Below are 12,602 nucleotides of genomic sequence, written 5' to 3' on the forward strand. Positions count from 1 at the left end.
TTGACAGGCATTGAGTCAAGCATGGACAGTCGAATCAAGTCCAGGGAGGAAACATGCCGATCAACCGGGCAGCGACCGCTTCTGTCGACGTACCGCGAGGACTCGCGGGCGTCGTTGTCACCGACACCGTGCTGGGTGACGTCAGAGGGGTCGAAGGGTTCTACCACTACCGCCAGTACTCGGCCGTCGACCTCGCACGGACCCGCGGCTTCGAGGACGTGTGGCATCTGCTGGTACACGGTGAACTGCCGGACGCGGCACAGCGTTCCGCCTTTGCCGCGCGGACCGCGGAACTGCGGCGGCTGCCGGTGGAGGTGCGGGCCGTCCTGCCCGCGATCGCCGCGGCAAGTGGGAGGTCAGGGGCGCTCGCCGGGATGCGCACCGCGTTGTCGCTGCTCGGTGCGGCGCGGGGGTTCCGGCCGGTGTACGACATTGACGCCGAGCAGCGTCGAGCGGACGCGCTCGCCGCGTCGGCGGCCGTGCCGACGTTGCTGACGGCGCTTCACCGGCTCGGGCGGGGCCTCGAACCGATCGAGCCGCGTGACGATCTGCCCTACGCCGCCAACTACCTCTACATGCTGACGGGTTCGGAACCGGACGCGGACCGGGCGAGGGCGATCGAGCAGTACTTGATCTCGACCATTGACCATGGATTCAATGCATCAACATTCACGGCGCGGGTGATCACGTCGACGGGGGCGGATGTGGCGGCCTGCCTAGTCGGGGCGGTGGGGGCGCTCTCCGGTCCGCTGCACGGCGGCGCCCCGAGCCGGGCCCTGGACACCCTCGATGCGATCGGGACTCCCGACCGCATCGACTCCTGGATCCGCGAACGCGTCCTCGCCGGCGATCGCATCATGGGCTTCGGTCACCCCGTGTACCGCACCGAGGATCCCCGCTCGCGCATGCTCCGCGGCATCGCCGAGCAGTTCGGCGGCCCGATGGTCGACTTCGCGGTCGAGGTCGAACGCCAGGTGGAAGCGATCCTCGCGGAGCTCAAGCCCGGCCGGGAACTCCACACGAACGTGGAGTTCTACGCGGGCGTCGTCATGGAACTCTGCGGCCTGCCCCGCGAGATGTTCACGCCGACCTTCGCCGCGGCCCGCGTCGTCGGCTGGAGCGCCAACATCCTCGAACAGGCGGAGGACCCGAAGATCATCCGACCGGCGGCGCGGTATGTGGGGCCGGGGGCGCCGGTTGCGGTGCCCGCGGTGGCCTGAGGGTCACACATTCGACGTAGGGCACGGCATGCGACGCGTACGCGCGAGGTCCGGCACCGTTCGGATGCCGGACCTCGGGAAGTCTGGATCGAGCGGTCGGCGAGGTATGCGCCGACCATCTCGGTAGGCCCCTGTCGTGACGGAGTGGTGCGCGGGGCGTGGTGGGTGTGGGGCGGGCTGGAACGCGGCACCGTGTCCCGGAGGAACCTCAACGGGGTGACCGGATGGACCTCAACAGTTGACCGGATCGTCCCTACGACAGCCCTGTGGTCGCGTTACGCGTCGGGGATGTCTGCTTTGGCGCGGACCAGCGTCTCTCTGCTGACGATGACGATGCGTTCATAGTCCGCGCGTGCTGCGTCAGGGGGGAGTTCTTGGTCGAGCGTCGCGGTGGCCTCTGTTCCGATGACTGCGAAGTTCCCGTCGCTGAGTTCAAAAATGTCCGGACATGAGTCGCCGGACAGACTGCCTCGTTCGCGTGGGGACGCACCGATGCGGCGCACGATCTTCAAAGGGATCCCTGTCCTCTGGAGTAATAGATGATTCGGGGCGGGATCGTACAACGAGGATTGAGTCGATCTTGGCGGAGGGGTCCGATTGGCATGTGCGAGTTGACGAGCGGCCAAGTCGGCATGCCTGCGTTGAGGTCGCGTCAACTCTCACTATTCCAGCGGTGGTTCGCCCACCACCCACCACTCCTCGGTATCCGCCTCGTCCAAATCACGGATCAGGACGTCCACCATTCGGCCGACCCTGGCCTCCTCGGAGTTGTCCTCGAGGCTGGCGCGATGGGGTCGGTGGGCTTCCCAGTAGTCACGAAAGATGGGGTTGAGGCAGATCATGCGCAGGTGGCCGTGCAGTTCCTCCCAGTTGACGACACCGACGCGGTAGGCAAGCAGGGCGTTGGTGTACAGCGCGTTGGCGAAGAGGTACTGGCGTCGCTGAGTGGGTGAGTCCACCTGGACGTTGCTGTAGACGGCGGCAAGATCGGGATCCTCCATCGCCCGGCTCAGCAGATAGAACTGCAGACGCTGCTGCTCGGTCAGCATGGCCTGCCTGTCACTTCGTTCGACTTCCGCGACCCGCAGCCGCAGTTCCTCGTACCGGCGTTCTTGGGCGGCCAGCGCTGCGAGTGCCCCCGCTGCAAAGGCGAGCCCCGCTGTGACCGCGGAGCTCAGCTTTTGCTTCCCAGATTGTGTGACCATGTCAACCCCCGAATCAGGCGACCGTCCGCCGGTCGTCGGTGTGGGTCGCCAGGGGGCGGACCGGCGAGCGGTGGGCGGCGCGCTTGCCGTCTCCCAGGGTGCCGAGCGGCTCTGATCGGCAGGGAGGCGGAGAGGAGGCGCACGGAGGGAAGCGCGGGTCGCGCAACTCGGCGCCATGCCAGACGTGTGCCCCGCGAGCGCCGCTAACAATCGTTCACTCCGATGGCATTCCCCCGGCTCGTATCCTGGTTCGGCATTCGTTTCCCGTCGTGAGAGCCGGTTCGTGAGCCGGTGCACGCATTGGTGTGAGAGAGGTCGCGCGTTGAGTCAGGCGAGCCCCCAGCAGATCCCGGTCATCGTCCTCGCCGGCTTCCTGGGCTCCGGCAAGACCACCCTGCTCAACCACCTCCTGCACCGCAGCGGAGGCAGTCGTATCGGGGCGATCGTCAATGACTTCGGTGCCATCGAGATCGATGCGATGGCCGTGGCCGGGGCGCTCGGCGACTCCACCGTCTCCCTGGGCAACGGGTGTCTGTGCTGCGCCGTGGACGCCAGTGAGCTCGATGTCTTCCTGGACCGGCTCACTCAGCCCTCCGCTCGAATCGACGTCATCGTCATCGAGGCGAGCGGGCTGGCCGAGCCCCAGGAGCTGGTCAAGATGCTCCTGGCCAGCGAGAACCCGCGCATCGTCTACGGCGGGCTCGTGGAGGTCGTCGACGCCGCGGAGTTCGACGCCACCCGCCAGAAGCATCCCGAGATCGACCGGCACCTCGCCATCGCCGATCTGGTCGTCGTCAACAAGGCGGACCGCGCTCCGGATCCCGACCGTGTGATCGGCCTCGTCCGGTCCCTCACCGACCGCGCCGCCGCCGTGGTGTCCGCCTCGTACGGGCGGATCGACCCCGAGTTCCTCTTCGACCGCAGGCCCACGGAGGAGCGCATCGGGCAGCTCTCCTTCGATGACCTGCATCGGTACGAGGAACACGAGGAGGGCGAGGACGAGCAGGACGGAACTCCCCAGCCCCATGGCCCCCACGAACCCCATGGCACCCACGACAATCTCGGCCCCCACGACCATCACGGCTCCCGCGACCATCACGGCCATCTGCACTCCGCCTACGAGTCCCTCGCCTTCACCTCCGAAGTGCCCCTCAGCCCCCGGCGGTTGATGGACTTCCTCGACAGCAGGCCCGAGGGGCTCTACCGCATCAAGGGTTACGTCGACTTCGGCCCCGCCGACCCCCGCAACCGGTACGCCGTGCACGCCGTCGGCCGTTTCCTGCGCTTCTACCCGGAGCCCTGGGCCCCGGGCGAGCGCCTCAGCCAGCTCGTTCTCATCGGCTCGGGCATCGACCGCCTCGCCCTCGGCAAGGAGCTGGAGGCGTGCAAAGAGGACGCCCCACACGCCGACGAGCACAGCATGTGGGGCGTCCTCCGCTACGTACAGGAGCGGGAGAGTGAGCAGGAGGCGGAGGCGGAGGCCGAGTCAGAGGCGGCGCAGGGCCCGGACGGTCGGGCCCAGGGCGGCGCCGACCTGCCGGGTGCCTACGGCGTCTAGACCGGGCCTGCCACCACCGAAACCGTCTTCGCCAGGGAGACGCCCGAGCCGTCCCGTCGCGGGTCCATCTCGGGCAGCTCCGCGGGCGTGCCGTCCTTCTGTGCGGCCCGGGCCGGTGCGGGACCTGCCCAGGCGAGGCTCAGGCAGTCCTCGCCCTTCAGGAACCGCTGGCAGCGCACGCCACCCGTGGCGCGGCCCTTGCGCGGGTACTGGTCGAAGGGTGTCAGCTTGGCCGTCGTCTGGACCGAGTCGTCCAGGGTGCCGCGCGAGCCCGCCACCGTGAACACCACCGCGTCCACGGCCGGGTCCACCGCCGTGAACGAGATCACCTTGGTGTTGTCCGTGAGCTTGATGCCCGTCATACCGCCCGCGGGCCGGCCCTGGGGACGGACCTGGGAGGCCTGGTAGCGCAGCAACTGGGCGTCGTCGGTGATGAAGACCAGGTCCTCCTCGCCGGTGCGCAGCTCGGCCGCGCCGACGATCCGGTCACCGTCCTTGAGGGTGATGACCTCCAGCTCCTCCTTGTTGGAGGGATAGTCGGGCACCACGCGCTTGACGACACCCTGCTGCGTGCCGAGGGCGAGCCCCGGCGACGACTCGTCGAGCGTCGTCAGACAGACGATGTCCTCGTCGCCCTCCAGGGTCAGGAACTCCGAGACCGGCGCGCCTCCCGAGAGGTTGGGCGCCGCCGTCGTGTCGGGCAGCTGCGGGAGATCGATGACGTTGATCCGCAGCAGCCGGCCGGCGGACGTGACCGCGCCGATCTCGCCCTGTGCCGTCGCCGGGACGGCGGAGAGGATCAGGTCGTGCTTGGCGCGCTTGCCGTCGCTCTCCCCGAAGGGGTCACCGTTGGCCGTACGCGCGAGGAGCTTCGTCGACGACAGGAGCACACGGCACGGGTCGTCGGCCACCTGGAGCGGCACGGTCGTGGCGGCGGAACCGGCGGACTCCAGCAGGACCGTGCGCCGCTCGGTGCCGAACTTCTTGGCCACCGCGGCCAGTTCGGAGGACACGAGCTTGCGCAGCTCGGAGTCCGACTCCAGGATGCCGGTCAGCTCGTCGATCTCGCCGTTGAGCCGGTCGCGCTCGGTCTCCAGCTCGATGCGGTCGAACTTGGTGAGCCGGCGCAGCGGCGTGTCCAGGATGTACTGCGTCTGGACGTCGCTCAGCGAGAAGTGCTCGATCAGGCGCTGCTTGGCCTGCGCGGAGTTCTCACTGGAGCGGATGAGGCGGATGACCTCGTCGATGTCGATCAGGGCCACCAGCAGGCCCTCGACCAGGTGCAGCCGGTCGCGCTTCTTGGTGCGGCGGAACTCGCTGCGGCGGCGCACGACCTCGAAGCGGTGGTCGAGGTACACCTCCAGGAGTTCCTTGAGGCCCAGCGTGAGCGGCTGGCCGTCCACCAGCGCCACGTTGTTGATGCCGAAGGACTCCTCCATCGGCGTCAGTTTGTAGAGCTGCTCCAGGACGGCCTCCGGCACGAAGCCGTTCTTGACCTCGATGACCAGGCGCAGGCCGTGGTTGCGGTCGGTGAGGTCCTTGACGTCCGCGATGCCCTGCAGCTTCTTCGAGCCGACCAGGTCCTTGATCTTGGCGATCACCTTCTCCGGGCCGACGGTGAACGGCAGCTCGGTGACGACGATGCCCTTGCGGCGCGCCGTCACGTTCTCCACGGCCACCGTCGCGCGGATCTTGAAGGTGCCGCGGCCCGTCTCGTACGCGTCCCTGATGCCGGTGAGGCCCACGATGCGGCCGCCCGTGGGCAGGTCGGGGCCCGGGACGTGCTTCATGAGCGTCTCGAGATCGGCGCCGGGGTGGCGGATCAGGTGACGGGCGGCCGCGATGACCTCGCCGAGGTTGTGCGGCGCCATGTTCGTCGCCATGCCGACCGCGATGCCCGACGAGCCGTTGACCAGGAGGTTCGGGTAGGCGGCCGGGAGGACCGACGGCTCCTGCTCCTGGCCGTCGTAGTTCGGTGAGAAGTCGACCGTGTTCTCGTCGATCGACTCCGTCATCAGGGACGTCGCGTCGGCCATCCGCGCCTCGGTGTACCGCATGGCGGCCGGCGGGTCGTCGTTGCCCAGCGAACCGAAGTTGCCGTGGCCGTCGACCAGGGGCAGACGCATGGAGAAGGGCTGGGCCAGGCGGACCAGGGCGTCGTAGATCGACGCGTCGCCGTGGGGGTGGAGCTTACCCATGACCTCGCCGACGACGCGGGCGCACTTCACATAGCCGCGGTCGGGACGGAGGCCCATCTCGTTCATCTGGTAGACGATGCGGCGATGCACCGGCTTGAGGCCGTCGCGGGCGTCCGGCAGGGCTCGGGAGTAGATGACCGAGTACGCGTACTCGAGGAAGGAGCCCTGCATCTCGTCGACGACGTCGATGTCGAGGATGCGCTCCTCGAAGTCGTCTGGCGGCGGGGTCTTCGTGCTGCGGCGGGCCATCGCTGCTGCGACTCCTTCACAGTCTCTGCCGGGGCATGAACGGGTTCTGACGGGCTCCATTGTGGACCGGCCCACTGACAACGTGGACCACGACCCGTCCGTACGGGCCTCCCGAGCCGTGTCTCCGGCTGCCCCAACAGGCGTGGCGGGCCGCCTTCTCGGCCTTTTCCACAGGCCTCGGAAGCGGCGAATCCGCGTGCCCGCACAGGGCTTCGGAGGCCGTGCGGCCGCACGAGCGTACGGGCTCCCGGCGCTGCCCGCGTTCTCGCTCTCGGCGTACGCGCCGCGGGAACTTCGCCAGCTGTCCGCGCGCTTGCATACAGTGGCATGACTAGCAGGAATTCAGCAGTTTTCCGCGATCGAAGGGACGTACATGCCCATGGGTCACACGGCCACAGCTGAGGCCGGTTCCGGCGGCCTGACAGCGACCGAGCACCGCCTGGCCAACGGCCTGCGTGTGGTGCTCTCCGAGGACCACCTGACCCCGGTCGCGGCGGTGTGCCTCTGGTACGACGTCGGTTCGCGCCACGAGGTCGAGGGCCGCACCGGACTTGCCCACCTCTTCGAGCACCTGATGTTCCAGGGCTCGGGCCAGGTGAAGGGCAACGGCCACTTCGAACTGGTGCAGGGCGCGGGCGGTTCGCTCAACGGCACGACCAGTTTCGAGCGCACCAACTACTTCGAGACCATGCCCACCCACCAGCTGGAGCTCGCCCTCTGGCTGGAGGCCGACCGCATGGGCTCGCTGCTCGCCGCGCTCGACGACGAGTCCATGGAGAACCAGCGGGACGTCGTCAAGAACGAGCGCCGGCAGCGTTACGACAACGTCCCCTATGGCACCGCTTTCGAGAAGCTGACCGCCCTCGCCTATCCGGAGGGCCACCCTTACCACCACACCCCGATCGGGTCGATGGCCGACCTGGACGCGGCCACCCTGGAGGACGCCCGCGCGTTCTTCCGCACCTACTACGCGCCCAACAACGCCGTTCTGTCGATCGTCGGAGACATCGACCCGGAGCAGACGCTCGCCTGGGTCGAGAAGTATTTCGGCTCGATCGCGGGCCACGACGGCAAGCCCGCCCCGCGCGACGGTTCGCTGCCCGAGACCATCGGTGAGCAGCTGCGCGAGGTCGTCGAGGAGGAGGTCCCGGCCCGCGCGCTGATGGCCGCCTACCGGCTTCCGGAGGACGGCACGCGCGCGTGCGACGCGGCGGACCTGGCCCTGACCGTGCTCGGCGGCGGCGAGTCGTCCCGGCTCTACAACCGGCTCGTACGCCGCGACCGCACCGCCGTCGCGGCCGGGTTCGGCCTGCTGCGCCTCGCGGGAGCGCCCTCCCTGGGGTGGCTCGACGTGAAGACGTCCGGCGACGTCGAGGTGCCGGTGATCGAGACCGCCGTCGACGAGGAGCTCGCCCGGTTCGCCGAGGAGGGCCCCACCGCCGAGGAAATGGAGCGCGCCCAGGCCCAGTTGGAGCGCGAGTGGCTGGACCGCCTCGGCACGGTCGCGGGCCGCGCCGACGAACTGTGCCGGTACGCGGTGCTGTTCGGCGACCCGCAGCTCGCCCTCACCGCCGTCCAGCGCGTCCTCGACGTCACCGCCGAGGAGGTCCAGGAGGTCGCCAAGGCCCGCCTGCGCCCCGACAACCGCGCGGTGCTGGTCTACGAGCCGACCGTCGCCGAAGAGGCCGAAGAGACCGTCGCCGAAGAGGCCGAAGAGACCGACGCCGCTGACGACACCGACGAGGAGGCGGCCAAGTGACCGAGCTCGCCACGATGGAATTCCACCCGCAGCCCCAGGCCGGCGAGGCCAGGCCCTGGGCCTTCCCGGCCCCCGAGCGCGGCGCGCTCGACAACGGCCTGACGCTGCTGCGCTGCCACCGCCCCGGCCAGCAGGTCGTCGCCGTCGAGATCCTCCTGGCGGCCCCGCTGGAGGCCGAGCCGCAGGGCCTGGACGGCATCGCCACGATCATGGCGCGTGCCTTCACCGAGGGAACCGACAAGCACTCCGCCGAGGAGTTCGCCGCCGAGCTGGAGCGCTGCGGCGCCACCCTCGACGCGCACGCCGACCACCCCGGCGTACGGATCAGCCTCGAAGTCCCCGTCTCCCGGCTCCCCAAGGCGCTCGGTCTGCTCGCCGACGCCCTCAGGGCACCCGCGTTCGAGGACAGCGAGATCGAGCGGCTGGTGCGCAACCGGCTCGACGAGATCCCGCACGAGACCGCCAACCCGGCCCGCCGCGCCGCCAAGGAGCTCTCCCGGCAGCTCTTCCCGGCGACCTCGCGCATGTCGCGCCCGCGCCAGGGCACCGAGGAGACGGTCACCGCGATCGACTCGGCGGCCGTGCGCGCCTTCTACGAGAAGCACGTACGCCCCGCCACCGCGACCGCCGTCGTGGTCGGCGACCTCACCGGCGTCGACCTCGACGCGCTGCTCGCGGACACGCTCGGCGCCTGGACGGGATCGCAGGCCGAGGCCCGCCCCGTTCCGCCGATCACCGCCGACGACACCGGCCGCGTGATCATCGTCGACCGTCCCGGAGCCGTCCAGACGCAGCTGCTCATCGGCCGTATCGGAGCCGACCGGCACGACCGCGTGTGGCCCGCCCAGGTGCTCGGCACGTACTGCCTCGGCGGCACCCTCACCTCACGCCTGGACCGCGTCCTGCGCGAGGAAAAGGGATACACCTACGGTGTGCGGGCGTTCGGCCAGGTGCTGCGCTCCGCGCCGGACGGGACGGGCGCCGCGATGCTCGCCATCAGCGGTTCCGTGGACACCCCGAACACCGGCCCGGCGCTCGACGACCTCTGGAAGGTGCTGCGCACCCTCGCGGCCGAGGGCCTCACCGACGCCGAGCGCGACGTCGCCGTGCAGAACCTGGTGGGCGTGGCGCCCCTGAAGTACGAGACGGCGGGCGCCGTCGCGGGCACGCTCGCCGACCAGGTCGAGCAGCACCTGCCGGACGACTTCCAGGCGACGCTGTACCAGCAGCTCGCCGCGACCGGCACCGTGGAGGCCACCGCGGCCGCCGTGAGCGCCTTCCCGGTGGACCGTCTGGTGACCGTCCTCGTCGGTGACGCCGCGCAGATCGAGGAGCCGGTCAGGGCCCTCGGAATCGGCGAAGTCAGCGTCGTGACAGCGGAGTAGAGCGCGCAGTAGAAGGCGCAGTGGAACCGGGCCGTTCCGCTGAGAACCCAGGTGACGGAAGAGTCGCCTGGGTTCTCCTTTTGCCCGGACTTCATCACCCGAACCACTGGTTGTCCGTATTGATAGGGAGGTTGCGTGTCTGCCCTGTGGCATGCGCCTCAAAACCCTTGATCCGTTTGTTGATTGAAAGACGCCCCGCTTAGCGTCGGTCCGGCTGTTCGTCAGGCAGTGCGCCGCGCCCGCGGCACCGGACAGTCATCGCCGAGTCCCCGTACGGCGCGAGCCAGGGGAGCCGGGGACCCATATGAAGTCCCTGGGGTGAATCGGACGCCCTTCCCGAAGGGGGTCCGTAGGAGACCTTCCTGCTCCGAACCCGTCAGCTAACCCGGTAGGCGAGAAGGAAGGAAAGGACCAGCCACTTCATGGCGTTCACTCGCGCCACCGGGAAGCACCGTCGTCCCAGCCGTATGAAGCGCACGACCAACCGGACCGTCGGCGTCGCCGCACTCGCCACCACCGGTGTGGTCGGCACCCTGGCTGCTCCCGCACTCGCCGCCGAGAGCCCCGCCGAGCAGACCCTGACCCAGGCGATCACCATCGGCGACACGGTCGCCGACCAGATCGACGCGCAGGCCGCCGCCCAGCAGCAGGCCGCCGACGAGACCGCCGCCCGCGAGAAGGCCGAGGCCGCCGCCAAGGAGCGTGCCAAGGAAGCCGCGGAGAAGGCCAAGAAGGAGCGCGAGGTCAAGGCCCGCGCTGCCCGCGCAGCTGAGCGTGAGCGCCTGCTGAAGTCGTACACCGCGCCCATCTCCGGCTCGTATGTCTCCACCGGCTACAAGGCCGGCGGCGCCGTCTGGTCCTCTGGCAGCCACACCGGCATCGACTTCCACGCAGCCAGCGGCACCGCCGTCCACGCGGTGGGCGCCGGCACCGTCGTCGAGGCCGGCTGGGGCGGCTCGTACGGCAACGAGGTCGTCATCAAGATGAACGACGGCACCTACACCCAGTACGGGCACATGTCCTCCCTCGGTGTCTCGGTCGGCCAGACGGTCACCCCGGGCCAGCAGATAGGCCTCTCCGGGGCGACCGGCAACGTCACCGGGGCGCACCTGCACTTCGAGGCGCGGACGAGCGCGGAGTACGGCTCGGACATCGACCCGCTCGCGTACCTCCGCCAGCACGGCGTGAACGTCTGACGGCGGGCGCAAGCCCTCCCACGCGGCAGCCCTCCCACGCGACGGCTCTCCCGCGCGGCAGCTCTCCCGAAGGCCCCGGCTCACCGAGCCGGGGCCTTCGCGCGGTTCTGATCACTTCCTGATGGCTTCTCGGCCACTTCCCGGCCGACTTTGCACCGGACGACTGCCTGTTCAGAAGCCGGGTGTGTCCAAAAAATAGCCACGGATTCCGGTCCGCCATCGGAATTTCCCGTTCTCTGCAATAGAGTCACCGAACAAGCGTCAATCGACCGCGTTTCGCGGGGGTTAAGGCGGAGGTCCGGTCATGCGTATTCCCGCGCACTCGGTATGCACGGCGATCCGTGACGACATCGTCGCGGGTGTCTACGAGCGCGGCAGCCGGCTCACCGAAGAACTGCTCGCGCGCCGGTACGGCGTCTCGCGGGTCCCCGTGCGGGAGGCCCTGCGCACCCTGGAGGCGGAGGGATTCGTCGTCACGCGCAGGCACGCGGGCGCGTGCGTCGCGGAACCCACCGAGCAGGAGGCCGCCGATCTCCTGGAGATGCGCATGCTGCTGGAGCCGCTTGGGGCCGCGCGCGCCGCCCAGCGTCGCACCGAGGCGCACCTCAAGGTGCTGCGCGGCCTGGTCAGGCTGGGCCAGGAGCGGGCCAGGAGGGGCAACAGCGAGGATCTGCGCTCGCTCGGCGGCTGGTTCCACGAGACGCTCGCACAGGCCTCGGGGAGCCCCGTGCTGACGTCCACGCTCGCCCAGTTGCGGCACAAGATCGCCTGGATGTATTCGGTCGAGGCGCCCGCCCACCCCGCCGAGTCCTGGGCCGAGCACGGCGCCATCGTGGACGCCGTCGCGCGCGGCGACAACGACCGGGCCAGGGCGATCACGGCGCTGCACACCGAGCGGGCGATGGCCGCGCACCGGCTGCGCTTTCCCGGCGGCTCCGATCGCGCGGAGCGTGTGAGGACTTCGCAACATCCCGTAAACACGGCGGGCCTGCGGCATTAACAGTGGCGCCGTATACAAAGAGAGTTATTTGCAGGGGTCTATTTCTGCTGCCCCTTTTTTCACGTGCCGGGAATTTCCGCGCACGTGATTTCCGCATGCGCGGAACCAGGATGAGTGGAACGCGGTGCGCGGGCATCCCAAAAAGCCCGGACGATGCCCGAGAGTGCGGCGAAAAGCCGCGAGACGGTGTGACGCACGGGAAAAACAGTGCGTGAGGCCACAAAGCAGCGCGCGGCCTGCAGGCGGAAACGGCGGAGCCGCGTCACCCGATACGGGTCGACGCGGCTCCGCCGTACGTGGTCCGAGAGATCAGACGGTCTCGGGGAGCTCCTCAAGGCCCTCGGCGACCAGCTTCGCCAGGCGGTCGAGCGCGGCGTCCGCGCCCTCGGCGTCGGAGGCCAGGACGATCTCCTCGCCGCCCTGGGCGCCGAGGCCGAGAACCGCGAGCATCGAGGCGGCGTTGACGGGGTTGCCGTCGGCCTTGGCGATCGTCACGGGGACGCCGGAGGCCGTGGCGGCCCGGACGAAGATGGAGGCGGGACGGGCGTGAAGGCCCTCGGCCCAGCCGACGTTGACGCGGCGCTCAGCCATGTGATGCTGCCCTTCAGGTGTCTCACGGTTGTCTAGACCATTGTTCCATATCGTGAAGCGTGCCCCGAGCGGCCGCGGAAACCGGGCCCGAGGCGGCTTCGGTCCCCCAAGACTGCCTCGCGCCCCTGCCGGACGCGAGCCCGCCGTAGCCGGGACGTGAACCCGTGGGGCGTGACCCCCTGGAACACGAACCCGGGGACAGGTACCGACGCGCACCGACACGTTCCCGGGACATGAACCC

10 protein-coding genes and 1 riboswitch are annotated in these 12,602 nt (G+C 69.4%); of the genes, 6 read left to right on the forward strand and 4 right to left on the reverse strand.

All coding sequences use genetic code 11. The features are described 5' to 3' along the window. The first annotated feature begins 53 nt into the window (after positions 1-53). Positions 54-1,220: a citrate synthase gene (locus tag ACN20J_RS35415; RefSeq protein ID WP_419667553.1), complete on the forward strand. Its 1,167-nt coding sequence runs from the start codon at positions 54-56 to the stop codon at positions 1,218-1,220. A gap of 275 nt (positions 1,221-1,495) precedes the next feature. Here the strand turns inward: ACN20J_RS35415 and ACN20J_RS35420 are convergent, their stop codons facing one another. Next, on the reverse strand, positions 1,496-1,732 hold the full coding sequence (locus tag ACN20J_RS35420) for a hypothetical protein (RefSeq protein WP_361920283.1): 237 nt from the start codon (positions 1,730-1,732) through the stop codon (positions 1,496-1,498). Positions 1,733-1,882: 150 nt separating this feature from the next. Continuing rightward, the gene (locus ACN20J_RS35425; protein ID WP_359943513.1) at positions 1,883-2,425 is read right to left on the reverse strand and encodes a DUF6082 family protein; all 543 of its coding nucleotides are present in this window, start codon (positions 2,423-2,425) and stop codon (positions 1,883-1,885) included. A gap of 322 nt (positions 2,426-2,747) precedes the next feature. Here ACN20J_RS35425 and ACN20J_RS35430 point away from each other — a divergent pair, with 322 nt between their 5' ends. Further along, positions 2,748-3,983: a CobW family GTP-binding protein gene (locus tag ACN20J_RS35430; protein ID WP_419667554.1), complete on the forward strand. Its 1,236-nt coding sequence runs from the start codon at positions 2,748-2,750 to the stop codon at positions 3,981-3,983. On the opposite strand, the gene ACN20J_RS35435 is transcribed toward ACN20J_RS35430, so the two are convergent. Next, positions 3,980-6,430, reverse strand: a complete 2,451-nt coding sequence (locus ACN20J_RS35435; RefSeq protein WP_361895457.1) for a DNA gyrase/topoisomerase IV subunit A — start codon at positions 6,428-6,430, stop codon at positions 3,980-3,982. The two genes, ACN20J_RS35430 and ACN20J_RS35435, sit on opposite strands and share 4 nt — an antisense overlap. A 379-nt stretch (positions 6,431-6,809) precedes the next feature. On the opposite strand from ACN20J_RS35435, the gene ACN20J_RS35440 reads away from it, so the two are divergent. The 4 genes from ACN20J_RS35440 (at position 6,810) to ACN20J_RS35455 (ending at position 11,770) form a co-directional block, all read left to right on the forward strand. Next, positions 6,810-8,189 carry a M16 family metallopeptidase gene (locus ACN20J_RS35440; RefSeq protein WP_419669016.1) on the forward strand — a complete coding sequence of 460 codons (1,380 nt, stop codon included), beginning with the start codon at positions 6,810-6,812 and terminating at the stop codon, positions 8,187-8,189. Beyond that, positions 8,186-9,574: a M16 family metallopeptidase gene (locus ACN20J_RS35445; RefSeq protein WP_361895451.1), complete on the forward strand. Its 1,389-nt coding sequence runs from the start codon at positions 8,186-8,188 to the stop codon at positions 9,572-9,574. Before ACN20J_RS35440 ends, ACN20J_RS35445 begins: the two co-directional genes overlap by 4 nt. Before the next feature lie 249 nt (positions 9,575-9,823). Further along, positions 9,824-9,984: riboswitch (cyclic di-AMP (ydaO/yuaA leader) on the forward strand. Positions 9,985-9,996: 12 nt separating this feature from the next. Beyond that, complete coding sequence (locus ACN20J_RS35450; protein ID WP_361895448.1) at positions 9,997-10,770, forward strand: M23 family metallopeptidase; 774 nt, start codon at positions 9,997-9,999, stop codon at positions 10,768-10,770. Positions 10,771-11,074: 304 nt separating this feature from the next. Further along, the gene (locus tag ACN20J_RS35455; RefSeq protein WP_419667555.1) at positions 11,075-11,770 is read left to right on the forward strand and encodes a GntR family transcriptional regulator; all 696 of its coding nucleotides are present in this window, start codon (positions 11,075-11,077) and stop codon (positions 11,768-11,770) included. 309 nt (positions 11,771-12,079) lie between these two features. Here ACN20J_RS35455 and ACN20J_RS35460 read toward each other — a convergent pair whose 3' ends face one another. Further along, complete coding sequence (locus ACN20J_RS35460; RefSeq protein ID WP_003981826.1) at positions 12,080-12,361, reverse strand: HPr family phosphocarrier protein; 282 nt, start codon at positions 12,359-12,361, stop codon at positions 12,080-12,082. Between the last annotated feature and the right edge of the window lie 241 nt (positions 12,362-12,602).

This window comes from Streptomyces sp. 2-1, assembly GCF_048564895.1.
Classification (GTDB): domain Bacteria; phylum Actinomycetota; class Actinomycetes; order Streptomycetales; family Streptomycetaceae; genus Streptomyces; species Streptomyces phaeochromogenes.